The organism is Pelorhabdus sp. sgz311002, assembly GCF_056134285.1.
Genome location: NZ_JBWBCL010000009.1, coordinates 47,695 through 71,678, shown reverse-complemented (window position 1 = coordinate 71,678; position 23,984 = coordinate 47,695). Strand labels below are relative to the sequence as shown.

The 23,984-nt window shown below is 41.8% G+C and carries 25 protein-coding genes; 4 read left to right on the top strand and 21 right to left on the bottom strand.

Features of this window, described 5'->3' with window-relative positions:
- Window positions 1-12: 12 nt before the first annotated feature.
- The 5 genes from AC0NJP_RS13510 to AC0NJP_RS13490 all read right to left on the bottom strand — a co-directional run bounded on the left by AC0NJP_RS13510 (window position 13) and on the right by AC0NJP_RS13490 (window position 4,127).
- Window positions 13-1,194, bottom strand: coding sequence for a trans-sulfuration enzyme family protein (locus AC0NJP_RS13510; protein ID WP_474700131.1), 1,182 nt, complete (start codon window positions 1,192-1,194; stop codon window positions 13-15).
- A gap of 224 nt (window positions 1,195-1,418) precedes the next feature.
- Window positions 1,419-1,625 (bottom strand): hypothetical protein, encoded by a 207-nt coding sequence (locus AC0NJP_RS13505; protein WP_474700130.1) that lies wholly within the window; start codon window positions 1,623-1,625, stop codon window positions 1,419-1,421.
- A gap of 27 nt (window positions 1,626-1,652) precedes the next feature.
- Window positions 1,653-2,717, bottom strand: a complete 1,065-nt coding sequence (locus AC0NJP_RS13500; RefSeq protein WP_474040139.1) for a uroporphyrinogen decarboxylase family protein — start codon at window positions 2,715-2,717, stop codon at window positions 1,653-1,655.
- A gap of 407 nt (window positions 2,718-3,124) precedes the next feature.
- A complete protein-coding gene (locus tag AC0NJP_RS13495; protein WP_474700129.1) occupies window positions 3,125-3,529 on the bottom strand; it encodes an ExbD/TolR family protein in 405 nt (134 codons plus the stop codon).
- Window positions 3,504-4,127, bottom strand: coding sequence for a MotA/TolQ/ExbB proton channel family protein (locus tag AC0NJP_RS13490; protein WP_474040141.1), 624 nt, complete (start codon window positions 4,125-4,127; stop codon window positions 3,504-3,506). Before AC0NJP_RS13490 ends, AC0NJP_RS13495 begins: the two co-directional genes overlap by 26 nt.
- A 320-nt stretch (window positions 4,128-4,447) precedes the next feature.
- On the opposite strand from AC0NJP_RS13490, the gene AC0NJP_RS13485 reads away from it, so the two are divergent.
- The 4 genes from AC0NJP_RS13485 (at window position 4,448) to AC0NJP_RS13470 (ending at window position 8,921) form a co-directional block, all read left to right on the top strand.
- A complete protein-coding gene (locus tag AC0NJP_RS13485; protein ID WP_474040142.1) occupies window positions 4,448-5,293 on the top strand; it encodes a sensor histidine kinase in 846 nt (281 codons plus the stop codon).
- 7 nt (window positions 5,294-5,300) lie between these two features.
- The gene (locus AC0NJP_RS13480; RefSeq protein WP_474700128.1) at window positions 5,301-5,936 is read left to right on the top strand and encodes a response regulator; all 636 of its coding nucleotides are present in this window, start codon (window positions 5,301-5,303) and stop codon (window positions 5,934-5,936) included.
- Window positions 5,937-6,205: 269 nt separating this feature from the next.
- Window positions 6,206-6,892, top strand: coding sequence for an energy transducer TonB (locus AC0NJP_RS13475; RefSeq protein ID WP_474700127.1), 687 nt, complete (start codon window positions 6,206-6,208; stop codon window positions 6,890-6,892).
- 25 nt (window positions 6,893-6,917) lie between these two features.
- Window positions 6,918-8,921, top strand: coding sequence for a TonB-dependent copper receptor (locus AC0NJP_RS13470; RefSeq protein WP_474700126.1), 2,004 nt, complete (start codon window positions 6,918-6,920; stop codon window positions 8,919-8,921).
- An 86-nt stretch (window positions 8,922-9,007) separates the two neighbouring features.
- On the opposite strand, the gene AC0NJP_RS13465 is transcribed toward AC0NJP_RS13470, so the two are convergent.
- The 16 genes from AC0NJP_RS13465 to AC0NJP_RS13390 all read right to left on the bottom strand — a co-directional run bounded on the left by AC0NJP_RS13465 (window position 9,008) and on the right by AC0NJP_RS13390 (window position 23,926).
- Window positions 9,008-9,382: a NifB/NifX family molybdenum-iron cluster-binding protein gene (locus AC0NJP_RS13465; protein WP_474040147.1), complete on the bottom strand. Its 375-nt coding sequence runs from the start codon at window positions 9,380-9,382 to the stop codon at window positions 9,008-9,010.
- Window positions 9,383-9,403: 21 nt separating this feature from the next.
- Entirely contained in the window at window positions 9,404-10,060 is a 657-nt protein-coding gene (locus AC0NJP_RS13460) for a DUF1638 domain-containing protein (protein WP_474700125.1), read from the bottom strand.
- Complete coding sequence (locus tag AC0NJP_RS13455) at window positions 10,057-11,118, bottom strand: uroporphyrinogen decarboxylase family protein (protein ID WP_474700124.1); 1,062 nt, start codon at window positions 11,116-11,118, stop codon at window positions 10,057-10,059. Before AC0NJP_RS13455 ends, AC0NJP_RS13460 begins: the two co-directional genes overlap by 4 nt.
- 18 nt (window positions 11,119-11,136) lie before the next feature.
- Window positions 11,137-11,592: a pyridoxamine 5'-phosphate oxidase family protein gene (locus AC0NJP_RS13450; RefSeq protein WP_474700123.1), complete on the bottom strand. Its 456-nt coding sequence runs from the start codon at window positions 11,590-11,592 to the stop codon at window positions 11,137-11,139.
- A gap of 55 nt (window positions 11,593-11,647) precedes the next feature.
- Window positions 11,648-12,964: a nitrogenase component 1 gene (locus tag AC0NJP_RS13445; protein WP_474700122.1), complete on the bottom strand. Its 1,317-nt coding sequence runs from the start codon at window positions 12,962-12,964 to the stop codon at window positions 11,648-11,650.
- A gap of 2 nt (window positions 12,965-12,966) precedes the next feature.
- Entirely contained in the window at window positions 12,967-14,436 is a 1,470-nt protein-coding gene (locus AC0NJP_RS13440) for a nitrogenase component 1 (RefSeq protein WP_474700121.1), read from the bottom strand.
- A 22-nt stretch (window positions 14,437-14,458) separates the two neighbouring features.
- Complete coding sequence (locus tag AC0NJP_RS13435) at window positions 14,459-15,469, bottom strand: ABC transporter substrate-binding protein (RefSeq protein ID WP_474040153.1); 1,011 nt, start codon at window positions 15,467-15,469, stop codon at window positions 14,459-14,461.
- A gap of 61 nt (window positions 15,470-15,530) precedes the next feature.
- Window positions 15,531-16,367, bottom strand: coding sequence for an ABC transporter permease (locus AC0NJP_RS13430; RefSeq protein WP_474700120.1), 837 nt, complete (start codon window positions 16,365-16,367; stop codon window positions 15,531-15,533).
- Between the two features lie 36 nt (window positions 16,368-16,403).
- A complete protein-coding gene (locus tag AC0NJP_RS13425; protein WP_474040155.1) occupies window positions 16,404-17,183 on the bottom strand; it encodes an ABC transporter permease in 780 nt (259 codons plus the stop codon).
- Window positions 17,164-18,471 carry a nitrogenase cofactor biosynthesis protein NifB gene (gene nifB, locus AC0NJP_RS13420; protein ID WP_474700119.1) on the bottom strand — a complete coding sequence of 436 codons (1,308 nt, stop codon included), beginning with the start codon at window positions 18,469-18,471 and terminating at the stop codon, window positions 17,164-17,166. Before nifB ends, AC0NJP_RS13425 begins: the two co-directional genes overlap by 20 nt.
- Window positions 18,472-18,589: 118 nt before the next feature.
- Window positions 18,590-19,465, bottom strand: coding sequence for a nitrogenase iron protein (gene nifH, locus AC0NJP_RS13415; protein WP_474700118.1), 876 nt, complete (start codon window positions 19,463-19,465; stop codon window positions 18,590-18,592).
- A gap of 198 nt (window positions 19,466-19,663) precedes the next feature.
- Window positions 19,664-20,020 (bottom strand): DUF2292 domain-containing protein, encoded by a 357-nt coding sequence (locus AC0NJP_RS13410; protein WP_474040158.1) that lies wholly within the window; start codon window positions 20,018-20,020, stop codon window positions 19,664-19,666.
- A gap of 26 nt (window positions 20,021-20,046) precedes the next feature.
- Window positions 20,047-20,403, bottom strand: a complete 357-nt coding sequence (locus AC0NJP_RS13405; protein WP_474040159.1) for a DUF2292 domain-containing protein — start codon at window positions 20,401-20,403, stop codon at window positions 20,047-20,049.
- 177 nt (window positions 20,404-20,580) lie between these two features.
- Window positions 20,581-21,603 (bottom strand): uroporphyrinogen decarboxylase family protein, encoded by a 1,023-nt coding sequence (locus AC0NJP_RS13400; protein ID WP_474700117.1) that lies wholly within the window; start codon window positions 21,601-21,603, stop codon window positions 20,581-20,583.
- Between the two features lie 39 nt (window positions 21,604-21,642).
- A complete protein-coding gene (locus tag AC0NJP_RS13395; RefSeq protein WP_474700116.1) occupies window positions 21,643-23,265 on the bottom strand; it encodes an ASKHA domain-containing protein in 1,623 nt (540 codons plus the stop codon).
- Between the two features lie 13 nt (window positions 23,266-23,278).
- A complete protein-coding gene (locus tag AC0NJP_RS13390) occupies window positions 23,279-23,926 on the bottom strand; it encodes a corrinoid protein (RefSeq protein WP_474040162.1) in 648 nt (215 codons plus the stop codon).
- Window positions 23,927-23,984 lie beyond the last annotated feature (58 nt).

The following is a 23,984-nucleotide window of genomic DNA, read 5'->3' as shown; positions in this document are numbered from 1 at the left end:
AAAATAAATTTCTCACAGCAAACCGCACTGACGCAGCGCCTGTTCAATGTCCCGAATAATATCTTCAGGATCTTCCAACCCAACACTAAAACGTAAATGACCTTTTTTAAACTCAGATGGATAAAAGTGATTTCTTTCATCATCAGGTCCAGTATAAACAATCAAGCTTTCATCATGACCAATCGAAACGGCGGGAACAATAATTTTTAAAGAATTAACAAATTGATTATGCACAGCCACATCGGCTGTTAAACCAAAGGCAATCACGCCGGAAAAGCCGGACATTTGTCGTTTGGCAATTTCATGTTGAGGATGACTGGCAAGACCGGGGTAGGCGACAAACTCAACAGCTGGACTCGATTCAAGATATTCAGCAATCTTTAAAGCGCTAGCGCTATGCTGTTTCATGCGCAGTGGTAAAGTAACAACGCCTCGCATAATCAGCCATGCATTAAAAGGACTAATAACACCACCTAAATTGACCATAGCCTGTCGTTTAATTTGATCTATAAGTTCTTTTTTGCCAAGCACAGCACCGCCCATGGCATCACCATGTCCGTTAATATATTTGGTTAAGCTATGAATTACCAGATCAGCTCCTAGGGAAAGCGGCTGCTGTAAAAAAGGTGAAGCAAAAGTACTGTCAACAGAAAGTAACGCTCCCGCTTCTTTCGCAATAGCAGCAATGGCAGCGATATCACTGACACGAGTTGTCGGATTGCCTGGTGTTTCAAGGTGAATTAATTTTGTATTCGGTCTAATAGCCGCCTCAATTTCAGCTAAGTTCGCCGTATCAACAAGACTCACTTCAATACCATATTTTTCCGGAAAATACTCATGCAGTAGCCGATATACAGCTACATAGGAAACATTGGTACAGATAATATGGGTATTCTGATCTAAAAAAGTAAAAAACACTCCAGCTAAAGCCGCAACACCACTTCCCAGTACAACACAATCTTCAGCGCCTTCCAAGTTAGCTAGTTTCTCTTGCAAATAAATCTGATTAGCGGAAGTCGTTCTCGTATAAAGAAGCTGATTCGGATCACTCCAATTCAAATTTGACGCATCCTCTGGTAAAAGATAGCTGTTAGCCATCGTTAACGGTCGCCGGATCGCACCTGTCTCTTTATCAATCCCATTGCCACTATGAACACATCGTGTGGAAAATCCATTTTCTTCTTTAATTTTCATTATTCTCCTCTCCGCTGAAAATAAAAAGGCAAAGAGAGTTTTTTCACCCCTCTTTGCCTTCAGTAGTCTGATCAGCAACATTATTTATTTTATAATATCTTTATATTAACACGTTTTCAAAAGCAGAGTCAACCTTGGCTTTACTTTAAACCTTAACTATAGAAGCACTAGTAGACTCAAATAATTATTTTATATAAATCATTTCGAAAAAATTAAGCGGTTTATTACCCATGATGATGTTTATCTTTATCCTTGCAGCAATCGTCCTCATCCTCAGTCGTATTCCCTTTATCTTTGTCAACACTTAACTGTACCGCTGTTTGATTTGCCGTAATTCGCTCCAGTGTATCAGCCGGCGGATGAGCAGAGACGAAACTAGTAAAGTTCAAGCAAAGAACAAATGCACCACATACAATAAATTTCTTTAACATATTTTCTTCCTCCTATGACATTCTATTTTATAAACTAAACAAGCTCTCTCTATTTACGGGATAACCAATTTCCCGTACCGTATTTAACATGGCATCAATATTGGCGAAAGGTGTCTCTGTCGGCAAGCTGCAGCCTGATGCAATAATCAATCCTTTCGGATTGTCATAAGCCTCGCGCATACATTGAATAACAGCTTGCCTTACGTCTTGCGTCGTACCTTGCAGCATGGTCTCCGACGGTTTTACATTGCCCATTAACCGCACTTTATCACCTACCTTTTCTTTTGCTTCTAATAAACTGGCCGCATTATCTATACTTATACAATCGGCACCTGCTTCCACCATTGCTTCCCATATTTTTGATGTTTTACCGCAGATATGTAAAGTAACCGCTTTTCCCCGCGAATGAATATAGTCAATCAATCGCTTTAAATAGGGCAAAGAAAATTCTCTAAACTGCCTGGGACTGATAACAGTACTTGAAGACATCGCATCAGTTAAACTTGGCGTACAGCCGCAATCAATCACTGCTTTAGAGTAACGCAGCGTTGTCTCCAAGGCAATTTCACAAAGTTGGTGAACAGCCTGAGGATTTTTCCCCACTAGCCGTACAAGTTGTTCTGTGCCAATTAAAAAAGCGGCATTCGTAAACGGACCTGTAACAGCCCCAGTTACAGAAACCTCCTTCCCAACTCTATCAACCGTGATTTTCATAGCTTCAATATGCTGCGGCAAATTCCCATCTTTATAGGGATCTGCTGGAAGAACCCGCGAAATATCACTCAAAGAATCAATCGCCGGTGCTTCCAAATAAGCAGTCTCATCTACAGGGTAATGAACTTTCGCTCCCATTGCTTCTGCCTGTGTATAAAGATCAGTAAAAATGCGGATTATATCATAACCAAAACGCTCATAGGCAGCAATTTGCGCTTCTGCAATCAAGGCTCCATTACCGCGAAACGCTGATACTTTTACGCCAATCACTCGAGCTGCCGTATTTCCAACAATGGGAACACAGGGCAAACGATCAATCGCCTCTCCTTTACCATAAGCAGTTAATCGTTCAATTGATGTCATGTAATCATTAATCATCAAACAACACCTCCCACTAAACGATACACATATTCTAGCAAAGTATTTTTCCTGAAATTCGCAACAGATAAGAGACTTTGAGGGAAAGCATCTTGATTTTGCATCATATTTCGCGCTCCTCTCGTTGACAAAAAAAGCTGAAAGTCAAAATTTCTCACGACAAGAAATTTTGGCCTTCAGCTTTATAATCTGATCAACCAATATATTTTATATTGTGGGTATCATCATATAGCAAAAAACATAGATCTGTCAAGATCGTTTATTCGATTAGGCCGCAAGTAAGTGCCAGTTGCCCTCCGCGCCAATATGAAGCCCCCTAGTATGATATTAGCAAAGTATTTCGATGACCGACACTAATAATGGCAGAGTTGCCTGGTTTCTTCTGTCGGCCTGTCAGCTAATCGTTCTTACAATGGCATAACGGCAACAGAAATTTTAGCTATGCCACTCTGCCGGATCGCATCCATTAATTCAATCACTCGTCCGTGCTCCACAGTGCGATCTGCATTGATAATGACGGAAACTTGCTTATTCTCCTTGCTTTGTCGAGAAAGTTTCTCTGCTACGGCATGGATCGAATCAACTGGTTCTTTATTTAAAAAAAGTGAATCATCCTTTGTAAGTGTCAAAGTAACAATTTGTTGTTTTTCATTTTGCAGGCCCGCTGCGTGGGGAAGATTTACAGGCAAGCTATTTTGATTTGTCATTGACAAAGTAGCCACCATAAAAAAAACCAATAAAAAAAACATTGTATCAATCATAGGAATGATTTCAATACGTGCCCGCTTAGGCATACTTCTTGGTATTTTCATGTATCTCACTTCCTGGCAGCGCATCAATAATCAATTCTAATCGCGTTGCACATTGCTCTAAATGTTCTGTTTCGCCTTCAATCCGTGCAAGAAAATAATTATAAGGGATAAGCGTTATAGCTGCAATAGCAATGCCTGTTGCCGTAGCAATCAAGGCCTCTGCAACACCACCTGTTATTGCCTGTGGCTGTCCCATTCCCAAAGATCCCATAATTTGAAAAGCCTGGATCATACCAATAATTGTTCCTAATAGACCGAGCAACGGGGAAAGAGTAATAATTGTATCAAGCACTGACAACCCTCGACGCATAAGAGCTACCTCGGTAATCCCAGCAGCCTCCATTGCCTTTGCTGCGTTAGATCGTGAAGAAATTCCAGCTTCTAAAACACGCAAAACGGGCGTTTTCCTTTCTTTAAGTAATCGCTTAACTTCCAGCATATCGCCTTGCTCAATTAATCCTAAAACTTTGTCTACTAAGTCTAAAGCTCCAAATCGTTGAAAAAAAAAGAATCGGTCTACAATAATCGTAACTGCCACAACAGAACAAAGTACCAGCGGCAACATAATCCAGCCGCCCTTTACAAAAATATCAAACACACGAATCCCATCCTTTACTGAAAAATTAATAATTACCGGCTGATACGTCTTACTACTAAATATTTTTTATAAAAAAAGGCTAGAAAGCGATTGCTACCGCCTTCTAGCCTTTAGTTTCTTCTAACCAGCAAGAATATTTAATTTAAATTATAACTGCGCTAAATTCTTTGTCAACTAACTGAAAGAACTATTTTTCTATTTTTATATTGTCTGAACGAACCATTTTCAATTCTCCCCTTGATTGACAAAAGGTCGATTAAAGATTAAATTTAAAACAATTCAATCAGAATTTGATAATTTCGGGATAAGGAAGTGACTGGATGAATGTAACTCGGATGAAGTGGATTTCTACTTTACTGGCTACCTTATTTATTGGCGCCTTCGAATTTATCAGGCACCAATTTTTGCATTTTATTTCAATGGATTGGGGTAATTTATTAGTAGCTGCTTTAGCAGGTGTACTCTTTTTTTTATATTTTCATGGCATTTTTGCATTTTTAGGGAAGATTTATAAAAAATTACAAAAAGAACAAGAAGAAACAGCGGTTCTACAAGAGCGCTACCGTATCGCTCGCGAATTGCATGATAGTGTTTCACAAGCTCTATTTTTTATGAATATTAAAGCAATCGAAATTGAAAATGCCTTAAAAGAACAACGGCAACCCTTTCTTGAAGTAAAAGAATTAAAAGAAGCGCTTAAACTGACTGATTCTGATGTGCGGCAACATATTTTCGCACTGCAAAAAGTCACTTTGGATAACATAAATCTAGTAGAGGCAATCGAAGAATACACTGCAGCCTGCACAAAGAAAAATAATATTACAGTGACAGTAACGACTGAAGGAGAAATAAACAACCGACTTACTGCAAATGAAAAAAAGCAATTACTTCATATTTTTAAAGAACTTCTGGTAAATATCCGCAAACATGCCAAAGCAGACCAAATCAGCGTCCAGTTATGTAGTGACGAACAAGAATTCTCCCTGCAAATCTGCGACAACGGAAACGGATTCGATATCCAAAAAGCCAAAGAAAATAAATCTTCCTTTGGTTATAAATTAGTAGAACAAGCTATCCATGAAATTGGCGCAGACCTAAAATTACATAGTTCTCCTGGGCAAGGAACGACCATCCTTATTTGTTTAGATTTGAAAAAGGAGAAATGATACAAAAATGACAACAAAAGTATTAATTGTAGATGATCATTTATTATCGCGCAAAGGGATTGCCAGTATTTTATCGGCACAGCCACAATTTGAAATCGTTGGCGAAGCCACCAACGGCAAAGAAGCTTTAGTAAAAGCGAAAGAACTAATGCCTGACCTTATTTTGATGGATATACGAATGCCTGGTGGAAGTGGTTTGGAAGCGACAAGTCTAATCAAAGAAGAAATGCCTTATGTAAAAATCGTTATTCTCAGCGTATCAGACGATGTGCAGGATTTCTTTGAAGCGATAAAAAAAGGCGCCCAGGGATATCTGTTAAAAAATATGGAACCCGAATACTGGCTTGATTATATTATCAGTATTGTCGAAGGGGAAGCGCCTATCTCCCGCGCGCTAGCCACCAAGATACTACAGGAATTCTCTATGCCTAAGGTTACCGTTACAAACAATAAATTATCGGAAAGAGAAACGGAAGTATTGCAATTAGTGAGTCAGGGACTCAGTAATAAAGAGATCGGTAAAGCCTTATTCATTAGCGAAAGCACCGTTAAAAACCATTTGCGCAATATCTTGGCTAAACTTCATCTAGAAAATCGCATGCAGCTTATCTCGTTTGCCTATAAAAATGGCCTAATTCAGTAAATATTGCTACCATTCATCAATCCAAAAGCCTCAATAGTACTTTAGGGCAACCACATTAGTACTTTTAGCTAGTAGATGTTTCAAAAATATGGTTTATCATATAAATATAGCTGGTTAGCAAAAAATCTAAAGGCTACAAAGGTCGTTCGACCTTTGTAGCCTTTTTTATTTTGCAAAAGAAGGGAGCTGATTTTTAAACTAAAAGCCAGCTATTCTAGGATGGGCCGTCTGGTTTTCTTTTTTTGAAAATAAAGATACAGGTGATTGGATTGAAACGAGCATTTTTGATATCGACTATCATTCATTTAATCGTATTGCCGCTCTTGATTTATTGCTGGGTACACCCCTTTGCTGCTCCTTTAGCGCCGCAGCTTTTAGAAATTACTCTAGTTAACGAAGAGCCTTTAAAGGAAATGGCTGATACCATAAATGCCTCTGTGCCGCAAAATATTCCGGCACAAAACCAAGTTTTTCCTACTAAAGCAAATAGTGATCCCGCTGGTTCTGAAATGCCTACTAACAGAAGCAACCTCACTGCTTCAAATTCTACTGCAGCGTTCACTACACCCAATTTTTCTCCGAGTACTTCAGAAGATTTTCCTAACCCAGATAATTTTGCAACAGGCACCGGTACACCAGCAATTACAAAATCAATTGGCGCAACAACAGCTACCATTTCGATTAAAGCTCCTCAAATCCGCCACAAAGTAGAACCGGAATATCCGATGCAAGCGCGCCGCGATCATCTGCAAGGCTCTGTAATTTTAGAAACGACTATTTTAGAATCAGGGGAAGTAGCACAAGTTACCGTAGGTATATCTTCTGGTTCTGCTTCACTTGATCAAGCTGCAATTGTGGCTGTAAGCCAATGGTCTTTTCGCCCGGCTAAAGATGGCGCTAGCGGTTTGCCGATCGCCTGCGTTGCTAAGATCCCTATTACTTTTCATATAAAATAATACCTTAAATTGGAGGACTCTGTTTATGAAACAAATTCAATCAATTGGTCTTTATCTCTTATTATTTCAACTTGGTATTGCACCATTGACAGCTCAAACAGGGTTTGCAGCAGCTGAAACAACTACACCTGACAAACAAGCTAAAGAATCCTTTAATTTAGACGAAGTCGTCGTTACGGCTCCTCCCACGACGTCCCCCTTGACAGTAGAAACAGACCCTAAAGCACCACGTCAGCCAGTTCCTGCTGCTGACGGCGGCGGTTATTTGAAAAATATACCGGGCTTCTCCGTGATTAGAAAAGGCGGCAGCTCTGGCGATCCGCTCTTTCGCGGTCTAGGCGGCACGCGATTAAATATCTTACTTGACGGCGGCTATCTTCTTGGCGGCTGCCCGAATCGCATGGATCCGCCGACGGCCTATGTTTTCCCTGAATCCTATAGTAAAATCACCCTCTTAAAAGGCCCTGAAAGTGTTTTATACGGGGGCGGCAATGTATCTGGCACCGTTTTGTTTGAACGAAATACAGAGCCTTTCACCAAGCCAGAAACCCGCTTAACCAACAGCCTACTCTTTGGCAGCTTTGGCCGCCGCGATCAATTAATTGATGTAACTTCCGGCGACGCTAAAGGGTATGTCCGCGTTATCAAATCAAAGGCAGATGCCAATGATTATAGTGACGGCAATGGCCAAAAAATACATTCTGCCTACTCACGTGATAGCATTACTGGTATCGTCGGATTTACACCGAATCCAAATACCCTCTTAGAGTTTTCTATCGATAGCAGCACTGGCCAGGCAGCTTATGCTGATCGATCGATGGATGGTTCTAAATTTGATCGCACCAGCTATAATGTGAAATTTGAAAAAAGAAATATTTCCCCTTTCCTAAATACGATTAAATTCAATGCCTATCGCAGTTATATTGATCATGTAATGGATAATTACTCTTTGCGTCCGCTTAATGGCATGATGGCTATGCCTATGTCGATGGAAGTAGCTCGCACGACAACAGGCGGGCGGGTTGCCGCTGATCTCGCACTTTCTAATCAAACCCTGGCTACAGTCGGCTTTGATTATCAAAAAAATGAACACTCCGGCAACATGGTTATGGGAAGTAAAAACTATTCTTCGTTTCCTTTATCACCTGATATGACTTTTATAAATTACGGTTTATTTGCTGATTTCAAGCATAAATTAGATGATACCAATCGTCTTTTAAGCGGATTACGATTCGATGATTTAGATGTAACCTACGCTAAATACCCTGGTCGAACAGACACCAATAAAACACACGGCGCGTTCCTACGTTATGAACATGATTATGACAAACTGCCTCTTACTTCTTATGTTGGCATTGGCCATGCCGAGCGACCTGCTGATTGGTGGGAACGGAAGAAGACGGGCTGGGCGTCGCTTACACCAGAGAAAAACACACAACTTGATACAGGCCTGCTATATCATTCCGATAAAGTAACTGCCAGCGTCTCACTGTTTTATTCTAAGATTGATGACTTTATTTTAATAACAAACAGTGGCTCGAACGTAACAAACATCAATGCTTCTTTATATGGCGGTGAAGCCGAATACACGTATAACCTATCAGATCATTGGACCGCAACAGCAACCCTCGCTTACACACGAGGTAATAATGATACGAGTCATACTCCGTTACCGCAGGTTCCACCGCTAGAAGGAACACTAGGTTTAAAATATACAAATGAAAAATGGGAGTCTGGCTTATTATGGCGTGGTGTATCAGCACAAAAACGTTTCTCCGTAGGCAATGGTAATGAGATTGGCACTGATATCGGACCAAGTTCTGGATTTGGTACACTTTCGGCCAATGTAGCTTATCGCCCCAATAAAAGCTGGATAATCGCTGCTGGAATCGATAATATATTCAATAAAAACTATGCGGAATTTGTCAGCCGCACTGGCTCAGCAATTGCAGGCCTTGGACTTCCTGCCACAACTCGTGTCAACGAACCAGGCCGCAATATCTGGATTAAAACTAGCTACAATTTCTAAACAACCGAAGAATTGCTGTAAAGAAACTAAAAAGCTAAGACACCCAAAAATGTCTTAGCTTTTTAGTACTGTTAATTGCTACTTACTCAGTGGCAACCACCGACGCATTGACTGCAACCAGAAACATTCCCTGTATTATTGCGTAAAAACTTACCTCTTTTCCCATAAGCTTTTAATGCTTTATCAATAGGGCCATTAAAAGTCAAAGCAAGTACGCCCTTTTCCCGTAATTGACCTTCTGCCCCTGGACCGATTCGGGTTGACAATACAACTTCTACATCTTGAAGCAGCTCTGCTGTTTGGCTGTGGTGACCAGACTGATCACTAAGACTCGTTACACGTCGTTCAAGAAATTCATATTCACCCGTTTCCTGGACTTCATAAATTAAAAATTCCTGTGCTTTGCCGAAATGTTCATTAACCGTAATTCCATCTGTACTTGCAAGCGCTACTTTTGCCATAATACCCTACCTCTCTCTATTTTATAAATAAAACTCTCTTTCATTTATCGTTTCCCCGGGCTGCGTTTGAATGAAATCCCTTTTACTCCAAGGACCATTTACAATTTTCCGAAGAAAATCTTGTTGTCCCTTTACAATTTGATGTGTTAATTTCAATAAATCTTGAATGGCAAAAGATTTTTCCAAACGCTCTTCTTCCTGCAAACTGCCAGTCTGAATAAACAGCATCCGCTCATAGCCGCTATAGATTCTTCGAAAAACTTTTTCCGCTTTGGTGGGGCCGTACTTTTCAACGACACGTTGATACTCAGACAAAATTGAACGCTCGCCCTGCAACCAGCCGCTTGATAAATAAAGCGTACCAGCAATTTCTTGTCTATATTGGTCAAAACGCGCTCTCGATCCCAGCAACACGCTAATACAATCATGCACTCTTGGCACTAGAAGCAAAGAATCGCCTGCCCGTAAATCTTTTGCGGCGCCGCCGCAAAGCCCAAACCCTAAAATGATACGATCATAGCCCTGATTCAAAGTAATTAATCGCTGCAATTCTTGAGCAAGTTTATCTGGATAAAGATGCAGTCCCATCGAAATAAAATCAAAGGAAACGAATTGCGTTGGTTCAACTTGAAGCAACTCTTCCTTCATGACTTCGCAGGCAATAATTTTTATATTCATACTGTAGATCTGCCAAATTCCCGGGCGGCTTGAAACAAAGCATGAATATTCTCTGCCGGAGCCCCCATCGGCAAGCCGCACCCTAACGATAAAATATAACCTTTAGGATTGTCAGCGGCCTTACGCAAGCACTCGCGTGCATCGCGAAGAACATCGTCAGGCGTACCTAAATACATCGTTGCCGTCGGCCTAACATTTCCCAAAAGAGCAACGCGACTGCCAACTTCGACTTTTGCATCAAACAAATCGATTGTATCATCTAAGCTGAGTACACCAGCCCCCGTATCGGCCATATCATTCCATATTTTCCGTGTGTTACCGCAAATATGAAGAGACGGTGCGTGCCCTGTCAAAGAAGTTGTCACGGCAATAAGTTCTTTTAAATAGGGAAAAGCAAATTCGCGAAATTGTGCCGGACTAATCAGCGTCGTCGATGCCGTTGGATCAGCTACACTAATAGTTACGCCAAGTGAGGCTGCTTCTTTTACATAGGCAATCGTACTTTCCAGTGAAAAAGCTAGCACTCGGTGCACAAAATCAGGATCGAGGTAAAGTTCCCGCATCAAAGTCTCTGTTCCTCGTAAATTAGCAGCCGTTGTAAAAGGACCGGCCACATTACTGACGACCGGAACTTCTTCCCCTACCTGATTGACTAATATCTGCAGCGCTTTTAAATGGACTGGCAATCGTCCGCTATGCTTTGGATCAGGAATTTCTAGATCATCAAGGTCTTTTTGCTGCCTAATAGCGACCTCTGAAATATAGAGAGTGTTTTCTTCTTTTGGATAAACTACCTGACTACCAGCTGCTTCGGCGATCCCCTGTAATCCTGGACCATCGACAACGGACTCGACACCGAAAAGCCGCCGCGCTGCCAGCTGTGTTTCCGCCGTTTTTTCTGCAGAAAAATAGCATTCCCAATGAGCGATACCGATTGCTTTTCCTGCTTGATTACGAACATTTACCCCGCAAGGCACTCGATCATAAGGTTTACCTGCCAATACTGCTGCCAGCCGTTCTTTTGGTGTCATTTCATCACGAAATTGCAAATTACTCACCTAGTCACCTCCTGCTCGCTAAGGTTTAATAATTTCTACTGATTTAGGTCCAGCCCCCTTGCTCAAATCAACTATTTTGATTTCTTTTGGCTCAACTTTAAAAATAGCGATATCCCCTAGTTCATTTTTCTCGACCCGCTCTTTAAAACGAGGACTACGCGCTGCAAGCAGTGTAATGGCCTTAGACAAATCCTCTTCTGTCGTAAGTTCAAAAGCTTTACCGGAAATTGCTATATTAATAAAAGATTTCAATTCTTGGTTTTCATGTTGAAATAAAAGCGCTACTTCGGGATGGGCCTGAATCTGCGCTACTTTTGCTGTTGCTTTTCCTGTCGAAAAATAAACAGTAGTATTTTCTACCGCAAATGTAGCTAGTGACCGAAGAACAGGCTCTGCATTACTTGTAACTGTTGCCAAAACAATAAATTTTGTTTCATTTAAATAATCTGGAACTTGCTGTAAAAAATTAGACATTCCCAAACACTCCCTTAATATATTTATTATCAATAAAAAACAATAAGAAAAGCCATTACTGAAAATCTGCCAGGACTAAAGAGTAAATATCTTCAACAAGTCGCAGCGCACCATCATAACCAACATAAGAACGATCCAGTACGAGCCGATCACTGACCGGCATGGAAATTGATAATTGATAGCCGTTTACCGCTTTTGCTAAGGAGCGGTCCCAGGCACTACCTAAGATCAACGGCCGACTGCGAAATTTCATCTTATGAATTTCTTCATGAGCGGCCCCGCCGTCACTCGTAAAAACAACCTTCGCCTGAATACCATCAGCAAAATTACTAAATTCCGCCGCAATCCGTTCCTGGTATTCCGGCAAAACACCATCGGTAATATACTGCGTTTCCGGTAAAAGTCCTAAATCATTAATGAGAAATTTAGCAACTCCCAGTGTATAAAAACTATCAGCAATGCTCACAAAACGTCGTGGCAAGAGCCGCGTTTCTAAAAGAACATCAGCTGAGCGTTCAATATAGTAATAATACTTCGCTTCGTGGCGCGTGATAATCTCTTGAATTCGCTCTGGGGCCACTCCGGCATATTCGCCAAGACTTTTTAAAAATTTACCTGTTTCGGTAGGACCAATGGGCAATACCGGATAATGCAGATAGGGTGTACCGTATTTTTTTTCTAAATGCTGTACATTCTTCAACCCTACCCAGGGAGAAAGCAATAAATTAAATTGCGCTTCAGGCACCTTGTTTAAAGCAGGCAGACCTTTTTCCGGTCCAAAAATCACGTTAGGCACAAGACCTAATTCTTTGACTAATTTTTCTATTTCTTGTAAATTCCCCACCCAAAAAGGATCTTGGAAAGGTACTACAGACCAAATATTTACAAGCCCCGGCTGTACTTTAGTCACAGTTGGCAAATATTGATCAATAAGGGCGTCAATAAGGACTTCATGCCCCCACAAATTCGTTCCCTTAAATCCGCCTGTTTCCACATATACTAATGGTTTGCCCTGTTCTTGAAATCGTTTGGCTACTTCGCCCACGTCATCACCGACAATATCAGAGATACAGCCTGTCAAAATCACAAACAAATCGGCATCGAGTACTTTAAATGAATTTTCTACAATCCCCTTGAGTCTTTCTGTACCGCCAAAAATAACTTCTTTTTCGCCAATATTTGTGCAAGGGACAGAGTGCCCGCCTACATATCCAGACCCCTGACAACCGTTATAAAAGCCTACTGCTCCCCATAATTTTTGGCCGCAGCCTGGTCCGGCATGAAGGATTGGCACAGAACGGTCAATCGCGAGTACAGATTGCAATGCTCCCAGCGAGCAGACATGTCGCATTTGTTCCACATAGCCTGACATAATTACCCTCCTGTCGGAGCAAGAAAGGAAAAGCTTTCTTGCTCCATCCACCACTTTGTATAGGGAAGCTTTGCCCGCTTCGCCAGATTTTTAGCCAGACTACGATTCGTAATCGCATCAATCAAACGATAAGCAAAATCAATTAAGCCATAATAACCAAAAGCAGTATATTCATCGGCAACCATCACTGTAGGAATTCCCATTTTAGTTGCCCAAACGGTTGAGCCTGGATGACGGGCTACATATAGATCTGGCTGCATACGCCCGAGTAAATTGAGCAGTTCAAAATTTTGCTGGTCAGCCACACTGACGGGAATATCCTCGGGCAATTGAGCTAAACTAGTTGCCGCTTCCGGCGTAGTTCCGTGATCATACTGCTGATCAAAATGCCAAGTTGCTCCCCAAAGAACTTCTACGCCAAGTTCCTGAAGCGTTCGAATATAATTATGACCAAAACTAGGTCCCATTCCGACAACAGCTGTATGGCCTGTTAATACCCGCTTCACCTCTGCTAAGTCCAGGGCAATCTTTTCTTTTGTTTCGGTAATATACGTTTCCACAGCAGCTTCCTTGCCTGTAGCAGCTCCCAATCCGCGCAGCCAATTGTCCATTCCTTCTATGCCATGAGGCTGCATTGTTGTTTTAATATAAGGAACGCCGTACTGTTCTTCCAGCGCATTACCGATATAGCTGCCCAGTGTACCGCAAATACTAATCGTTGCCGCGGCCTCTGATAGTTTCGAAAGCTCTTCTACTGTACTAAAAGGCAAAACAAAAACCGGCTCTAAATCAAGGCGCGCTAAAATTTCAATGATTTCCTTTCTAGCACTGCTTGTAAAATTAATCATGTTCACTTTATTCGTTTTCTTCTGCGGCGGCTGAACGATTTTAGTCAGAACAGCATGAAAGGCAGCATCAAATCCAGAAGCCCAAATTTTCGACTTAAATCCTTCGCAAAAAACCGGCGCTAAGGGAATGGGAATTTCATCGGCTAATTCGTCAAGAACGCTTTGTATATCTTCGCCAATAATACCAGATACGCAGGAAGCTGTAACAAAGATAGCCTTCGGCTGAAAGCGCCGATAGGCTTCTTTCACTGCTTCTTTCAACTTTTGGACAGCTCCGAAAACCGTATCCTCATCAGTCATATTCGTATTGAGGACATGAATATTCTGCCGCTCCCATTGCCTTACATTTTCGCCCCATTTATTAGAAACATTGCAGCCAACCGAATCGGCAACACAGCCCAGCGGCGCATGATTAACTATCGCTGCATCGGCGATTTGCGTCAAAATAAATTGCGCGCAGCCAGAACTGCAGGCGCTTGTTTGCGTAAAGCAGCGTTCTTTATTTTGCAGCGAGCCGCAAGCGGCCTGTTTCACCAGGTCTTGAATCGTTCCAGTATAACCAGTAATCGAATTTAAACGATTTTCGCGAATAGGCGCTTCGGCTATTTTTAAATTAATCGTCATCGCCTGCTCCCCCTTTCATGAATTACAGATGAGACAGTAAATCTGCTGATTTCACCTTCCCCTTAGGAATCACTCCCGAATTTTCTAAATCATTAATCCAAGGATTGATGAAGGAGTCTATCAATTCTGTACTTGTAAAATAATAGTGAGTCGCTGATACAGGCACGTGAATCCAGTTTTCCGTTAATTGCCGAGATTCTTCCTGATGTTCATTGGACCATTTCTGCGCTTTTACGATGGCACGAGAAAATTTCTTAACAATATCAGGATGCTGGGCAATAAAATCTTCATTAAAATAATAATAAGTTACGGCGCCTTCTGGGCCTACCTGAGCATCTAAGCTATCGGCAATAGGAATCGCTCCAGCATCTTCCATTGATTTATAGTAAGGAGGATGCACGCCTGCTACACTTACAAGTCCTTGCTTTAAGGCCTGAACTGCCTGCACGTCAGGCATGGAAACCCACTCAATCTTATTTCTGGGCACCCCTTTGTGATCGGCAATATTATTTGCTAAGAAATCAGCGCAGATATTATTGGTAATCGTTGAAAACTTCACTTTGCCGGTTTGTTTATTTAAGTCTTCAAAGGAATGAATGCCGCTATTGGGATTTACATACCAAGTCATATGCCGCAGTTTCGGATCTTGGTCTGGTGTCGGATCAATACCGCCTGCCACAACGCCTTTGATTTTTGCTCCGCCAGCAACTGCCACAGCAATCGTATTAGGATGAGCATTGCCGACATCATTATTGCCGTTAATGACGGAAGGAATTTGTTGCGCTGGCTGCGTATCTCCCGTATAGACAATCTTTAATCCCTCTTCCGCAAAAAAGCCTTTTTGATCAGCTACTACCCAGGGCGTTGACGAACAATCTGTTTTCGACCATGTTTTAATGGGATACAAACCGTCATTGCTTTTCTCGCCGCTAGCAGGCGCATTACTTAGATTAGCCCCGTAGGCAATGGCGCCAACAATTGCTAGACCAACAACACCAGAAATCACTTTTTTAATTGTTTTCCTATCACTCATAAGAATTCATTCCGCCCTTTCTTTCGTTTTTTCCTGAGTATCCCGGCAACTTGCATGCTATTTAATAAGTAGATGTCTCATCTTTCCAGGAAAGCAAGCGCCGCTCCAAATTACCAAATAAATAATTCAAGGTAAGACCTAGTATCGAAATTGTGCACGTAACGGCAAACAGTTTAGGAATCTGATAGTTTGTCTGTGCATTCCATACTAACCAGCCAAGCCCGCTGCTAGCGCCAATCATTTCGGCAGCAATCAACATAAAAAACGCTACACCGGAACTCATTTTTAGGCCGTGAAAAATACTTGGTGAAGCAGCCGGCAAAATCACTTTAAAAAATAAATTGCTGCCGCGCACCCCCATTGACCGAGCTGATTTAATCAAAAGCGGGTCAACTTCTTTTACGCCAGTAATCGTATTAAGCAAAATCGGCCATAAGCAAACCCAAAAAATCATGGCCACTTTAGAAAATTCACCGATACCGAATAATAAAATAAAAACAGGAAAGAGCGCAAAAGGATTTAATTCTCCCAGCAGCCTTACTAAAGGAGTAGCAACGCGCGAAAAGAAACGATAGCCGCCGCCGAGAAAAAAACCTAACGGAATCGCGATAACCGCTGCTAAAAGGAAACCGCCAATGGCTCGAAATAAACTGACTTCAATATGTTCAAATAAAACACCACTACTAAGGAGCTCCCAAATCGTTGCCACTACAACCGAAGGCGGTGCAATGAATGTTTCCTGTACCCAGCCTAACCTTGGCGCAATTTCCCATAGTACAACAAAAAGGACAATGGATATGGTACTGGAAAAGACTTTTTTTCCCTGCTCTCTAATTTGAGAATTTAAAATAAAGCGAGGTCCTCTTTCTACCACCTTTTTTGCAGTTACCTCCATCATGGACTCACTCCTTTCTTTTTCCAAGATCGTAACTCCCTATGAATTTACATTTTGCTTCCATTCTAGTAGATTTTCTTCCAGCCAATGAATCCCATAATTAATCGCCACACCTAAAATCGCAATAATAATAGTGGCGGCAAAGAGGCGCGGCATCATACTCATCACAGCTGAATTTAAAACAATCCAGCCAAGTCCCGCCTTAGCGCCAATCATTTCAGCGGCAATCAGCATTAAAAAAGCATGACTAGCGCCGCTGCGAACTCCTGTAAAGATAGCTGGCGCTGCTCCCGGTAAAACCACCTGACTGAAAATAGTATAGCGACTTGCGCCCATAGAACGGGCACTTTTGATATAGAGAGGATCAATTTGTTGTACGCCTGCAATCGTGGTAAACAGCACAGGCCATAAACTTGACCAGAAGATAATGCTGACCTTGGCTACTTCGCCAATCCCAAAAAAGAGAATAAAAATGGGGAACAGTGAAAAGGCATTAATTTGCCCCAAGAGCCGCGTAAGTGGTCGTAGATAATCAGATAAAGTGGGAAAGACACCACCTAAAAGAAAGCCAGTCGGCACGGCTAGGGACACAGCAAGAAATATGCCGATAAACGTCCGCTGTAAACTTGCCGCCATATGGAGTAGTAGATTTTCCTGCGTAGTAAGTTTAACAATCGCTGTAATAATTTCCGATAAAGGCGGTATGAATTGCGCTTCTACTAAGCCAATACGCGGTGCAATCTCCCATAACAGTAAAAAAGCAAGAATTCCTGAAAAATCAATCAGTCTCTCTTTAAAATTATGAAGATACTCGTGCATCCAACAATTCCTCCTTTTTCTCTTGTGGATTTGCCGCAAGCAATTGATTCACGACAAAGTGCAGACCGCTTTCTACGGTATCGCAAAATTCAAGAATGGTTATTCCCCGTTTCTTAAACTTTTCTTTTGCATGATAACCAATCCGCATGGTAAGCACCGCATCACAATCTTTAAGTGCATCAATAATATGGTCCCGTCGCACCTCCTCGCTATCGCATTCTTCCATGCCATGGCAATATTTTTCGACCTGCCGATTTTCGAGCAGAGTTACACTTTCACCATCGGTCTGATAAATAGTAAATTCCGTTGCATGACCAAAATGCAAATCTACTAATTTACCATATTTACTGGTAACAGCAATTTTATACTGTTTCTTGCTAAGATTGGCGGCGGGGATTTTTGCTTGATTGCGTTTCCCCATTCTAAACTCCTGCGAACGATCTTCCCCTAAACGTCCAATGGCATCAGCCCGGCACTGCTGACAATGGCGCATCTGCTGAACATCAAGCTGACAAAGATTACGCAGTTCATTAATCTCTTTCATGCTTGTTTGAGGAAAATTCTCAAAAGCGCTGCCCGAAGCGGGAATCAGCGGCATAATATTGGTTACAAAAACACCAAGCTCTTTCATTTTCTTGACAACGCTCGGAATATGGTGATCATTAATTCCTTTAATCATAACCATATTAATCTTCACAAGAATGCCATGGTCTGTTAAATACCGAATGCCTGCCAATTGATTTTTCAGTAAAAGTTCAGCCGCTGCTGTACCAACATATTTGACGCCTTTAAATAAAACGTGTTTATAAATCTTGGCGCCGATTTCAGGATCAAGCGTATTGACAGTAACAGTAACATGCTGAATCCCTAGTTCAATAATCTCTGCTGCGTATTCCGGCAAAAGCAGTCCATTGGTCGATAAGCAAAAGATCACGCTCGAATCAACTCGTTTAATCTCTTCAATTGTTTTCTTGGTCAAATCCCATTCTGCCAAGGCATCGCCTGGACCGGCTATGCCAATCACTGTTAAGTCTTTAATTTCATCTTTTACCCAGATGAATTTTTCTCTGGCCAGTTCTGGCGTAAGCACTTCACTGGTGACACCAGGCCGACTTTCATTGACACAATCAAATTTGCGATTGCAATAGTTGCATTGAATATTGCAGCGCGGCGCCACCGGCAAATGCATTCTGGCGTATTTGTGATGCGCCTCGGCTGAGTAGCAAGGATGTTTCTCTGTTTTCTCCAAAAGCTCCTGATTTTTACGATCTGAATATATGCAACTCATATTGAACCGCTCCTTCCTATATAAAAGAAGGCTATAAAAACAAATTGTTTTTATAGCCTTCAGTCTCTACCTCTGATCAGCTGTTTACTGCTATATAATTCAAATAAACGACTATGTATTAAATTCCGGCTGCCTTAGTACGAACTTCACCTGTTTCAATGGCTAGTAAATGATCGGCCCATTTAGCCGCCCATTCACGAAGTTCAGAAATTTCAAGTGGTGAAGGTACTTTGGATTCGGTCGTATCTACAACTTTTTGCGCTAATTTCGCATAAATTTTTGCTTGTGCCGAATCTGGCGATGCCTCTACAGATGTTTTTCCTTGTAGTTCTGCTTGCGTCACCGTAACTGAGCGCGGCACATATTCTACGACTTGTGTTTTTGTTTTCGCTACAAAATCATCGATAATTTCTCTGGCATAAGGGGCATTAATCGAATTAGCAATCAAACCTCCCAATAGTGCTCCGCCGGAATTTGAATATTTCTTGATTCCTTTAAACAAGTTATTTGCTGCATAAACAGCCATGAAATCCGCGCTGGAAACCGTGAAGACATGTTCTGCAATTCCTTCGCGAATTGGTACAGCAAATCCGCCGCACACTACGTCACCAAGAACGTCGTAAATAATTACATCCAAATCCAGTTCTTCGTAAACATTGAGCTGTTTTAAAAGCTGTACCGCCGTAATAATTCCGCGACCAGCGCAGCCAACGCCAGGCGCCGGACCGCCAGCTTCTACGCAATATACGCCATTGAAGCCTTTAAAAATAACATCTTCCGGTTTAACCTGATTTTTTTCGCGCAGTGTATCAAGAACCGTTGGAATGTAGGTGCCGCCGCGCAGTGTGTTCGTTGAATCGGCTTTAGGGTCGCAGCCAAACTGCATTACTTTGTACCCGGCCTTAGATAAAGCTGCGCTTATATTGGAAGTAGTTGTTGACTTACCAATGCCGCCTTTACCATAAATTGCAATTTGCTTAATCTTTTTACTCATGTTTAACCCTCCCGCTGATGTTTAACTCTATTTTAGATACTTATAAAATAAATAAAGGCCAGAAAAACATTTCTGAAACAGAAAGTTTTTCTGGCCTTTGGTTTATTATCCAACCAGCCATAAATTTGTAATTTGTTTTATTATATTCGACCCATCCATAAAAATCAAGCTAAATTTTTATTATATCATATTTTATCCTTAAATCCCATCACCGTTTATCCCCTTCAATTCCTCAGTCCGCCATTTTTCAGTTTTTTCAATTTTACCAACTTGCCCTTTTTCTACCCGTACAACCAGCTGACCATATTTAATTCGCTCTAATTCAGCCAAAATTTTACTTTTAAACGGAGGATTTTGCTTTTGGTTATGCTGCACAGAGTATCTCGCGTCACGCTCTTTCGCTGTAATGATAAATTTTTCTTTTTTTTCCACACCCACAACAAACCCATCCTGTACCGTAAAAATTAAATCCCCCATCTGTACAGTTTGCAAAAAATAATCAATTACATCCATCACAAAAAGAGTTGCTGACTTATCTCTGCTATTGATGTCCATTGCCCCGCCTCCCAAAATCCAATCTATCAAATTCCATCGCCATTGATCCAACCTAATTCATCCATACGCCATTTTTCCGCTTTTTCTAGTTTTTCCACCTGCCCTTTTTCCACACGAATCACAAACTGTCCATAGCGAATTCCTTTAAGCTCAGAAAGCAGAACATCTTGCAGCGGATGTTTTCGCGCACTCTTTTCAACTTTTACATACCTAGCATTACGATTCTTCACACTAATTACAAATTTTTCTACACTTTCTACACTGACTACAACGCCATCTTGTATTGTTAAACTTAAATAGCCATACTGCACATTATCCAAAAAAGAAATAATAAGATCCATAACCAAAATAGCCGGTGTTTCTAAATATCTTATTTGCCCCATAAATGACACCTCCTTTGTTTAAATTTAAATTGCCTAACTAATACCTAAAAACCAATAAAGGCCAAGCTCCAACTAAAAATTGGTCTTGGCCTCCAGGTCTCTGGTCAGCATTAGTTTCTTTATTCTGTTAACAATTCCCAATGATTTTTCAGTAAGGTCAATAGCCCGTTGTTACTTCTATTGAATTTTGACTACGCCTGTCATGAACTGAAGCTTTTCTAGAGCTGTTGAAGTGCTGAGACCACAAGCTGGTGAAATAATATCAATTTTATCGGTAAGTAGTCGCTCTGTTTGGGCAATCACTTGCTCGCCGCTGCCAAATTCCAAAAGATATGTACTCAGATTTCCCATGACTGTAAGTTCCGGATAATCTGCTTTTAATTGGCGCAGATTCACCAAGGCATCGGTACTAATCGCATCCCCCTGAAGCTCTGGAATTAAATGGCGAACTGATTTCATTTCACCGCAAATATGAACGATAGCTTTGCCGCCAGCGCCATGAATTACTTCTAAAAGCTGATTTAGGTAAGGAATAGCATACTCTTTAAACATTTTAGGTCCCAGAATTTCCCCAGTAGCTGTCGGATCGGCAATAGAAATGACAGAGATTCCATTATCAATTAACAGACGAGCATACTCGCCCAGATGCTTCGTGACATAGTCTAATACCCGATGAACCTCACTTGGAGTTTTCCGCAGTTCCTTTAAAAATTGCAACGGATCAATAATAGAAGCTGCCGTACTAACTGGTCCAGTAACATTCCCAATAACCGGAATATCAGGATGATTTTTCGCCAAACGATGACCTGCTTGCACAATGGTGTTAATCCGACCAGATCGCAAAAGTTCTCCTTGATCTTTAAATACCATGTCTTTCACAGAAGTATAATTTTCACGAAGGATTTTCGGCTCACAGGCGAGCGTACCATAATCAATATCTGATCCAAGTACTTCCGCTTCGACAGTCATACAAAATGGAATCCCGATATTTTCAAAGCCGGTGTACTGATTTACATCCAGTGCTAATTCTGCCATTAGCTGTTCGCTACTGTGAGCCGCCGGTAAGGTATGACCTGTTTTATTCATCACTTCCACAATAGCTGCATTCATCATACCGCCAGGACAAATAACCGGCGGACGATCTACCGCTTGTTTGGAAAGCACGCGAATTAATCGCTCCTTCGGTGAAAGAATAGCCATTTCACCACCTTCTTTCTCATTGTTCAAAAAAGTAAGCAATTAGAAATGCAAAGATTGAACGAATAATTTATCAAACCCTGCTACAGTTGATAATTCAACAACATCTATTTTTTCTACGAGTTCTGCTATCCGCTTACGAACTGGTATATTGGTCAAGAATGCCTGCCCGCCCGTTTTGGCTGTATTTCCCAAGAAGACAATTTTATCAACAAATTCCGGCGGCAATAACCCTAATGAAACTAAACTCTCCGGACGCAAATGATAGCCGAAAGAACCAGCTATTTGAACCTCTGCCACATCACCATAACCAATCTTTTGATTTTGCAGTAATGCTTCAATGCCTGAGCGAATCGCCCCTTTGGCAAGCTGCACTTGGCGAATATCTTTTTGCGTTACATAAACGCCTCGCCCTAGATCAAAAACTTTTTTTCCCGCTCGCTCCACCAAATGCTTGGAAATTTGCTCACTCAGTCCTTCGTCAGCAAATTTCCCATTTGGCAAAATAACGCCAACGCGTACTAACTCACCAACAATGTCAATCAGACCACTGCCACAAATGCCAATTGGCGAAAAACCCCCAATAGTTTGCTGCTTAATACCCGCTTCGGTAATTTGAAACGACTCGATAGCGCCAGGAGCCGCCCGCATGCCGCAAGCTATATTCATCCCTTCAAAAGCCGGTCCGGCCGCTGTAGAAGTAGCTGCAATTTTATCAGGGCCCGCTAGAATCATTTCACCATTTGTTCCAATATCAATAAATAAGGTTATCTCAGCCGGAAAGTCAAGCCCTGCCGCAGCGATTCCGGCGGTAATATCTGCTCCCACATAAGACGATATCACTGGCGGCACATAAACTTCCCCCAAGCTCGATACGGCAAGTCCTAATGGACGCGCTTTAATATAATTATGTCCCGTAATTTGTGATGTATAGGGATATTTACCAAGTGAAGCCGGATTCATATGAACCGCTAAATGCAGCATGCACGTATTACCGCTAAAAACCACTTCATAAATATGATCGGTTAATACCTTTGCCTGCTTCGTCAAAGTCTCAATCATCTCGTTCAGTTTGCTGATAAGGGCATTATGCAAGGTGTCCAACCCGCTTGCAGAAGAAGCGTAGTGAATGCGAGACAAAACATCCTGAGCGTATTGGCTTTGCGGATTCAGCGCCGATGTAACGGCAACCTCTTTACCTGTCGTTACATCAACTAAAGCGGCGACAAGTGTTGTCGTGCCAATATCAACGACTACACCATATTGGATATTCTCGGTATTGCCCGATTCAAACCCAATATAACGGTCCCCTAAAAAAACATGGGTAATATCTTGCTGCACCTCATAACGCTTATAAATATCACCCTCTAGCGCTCCAGCGACTTCCTGCCCCGATTCCAAAATTTGTACATTCTCTGTGTCACGCCGCCGGGGAACTCTCACAGTCATATCACCTGTAATGTCCGTATGACAAGCCTGCACAACCCTAACTTCTTTTGTTTTTGCCTCTACAATTTGAATTTCGCATTTACCGCAAGTGCCACTGCCGTTGCAAGGCGTTTCAATCACAACACCAACCTGGCCAGCAACGTCAATAATACTACTGCCAAGGGGCGCCTCAACTTCGTATACAGAATCAGATGCAAGAATTGTAATTTTTGCCATAGTTTTGCTCCTTTTATCCCCTACCAGTCAGATAGTTTGCTTTCCGAACGGCATCTGTCGCATTCACTGCATAAGCATCGGCGCCAATCCGATCAGCAAATCCCTGCGATACAGGTCCGCCGCCAACCATCACCTTATAGTCACTTCGAATATTTTCGGCTTGAAGCAGCCGTAAAATCTCTTCCATTCCATTCAGTGTTGTCGTCATCAAAGTCGCTGCGGCAATAATACTCGCACCGTCTTCGCGCGCCCGCTTAACAAAATCAGCCGGCGGCACATCACGTCCCAAATCAATCACATCATAGCCGGAAGTTTCTAGCATAATCTTCACAATATTCTTGCCAATATCATGCGTATCTCCTTCAACTACCCCTACAATGATCTTTATTTTCTCACTATTTTCTACGGCTTTTAAATGAGGACGCAAGATGGTCAGCCCTGCATACATAGCATCAGAGCACATGAGCAGTTCAGGAATAAAATATTCTTCCGCTTCAAAAAGCTGGCCCGCTCGTTCCATACCGTCAGCTAAACCTTGTTCAATCGCGCGATAAGCGTCAATTCCTTGAGCGATAATTTCTTTGGCAATTCGTACTGCCGCTTCTTCTTCCATCTCTAAAACGGCGTCAGATAATTGTTGTAATAACACGTCTTCGGACATAATCGATTCCTCCTCTTATGGCCGCCTTCAGTTGTCCCTGACCAGCTGCATTCGCTTT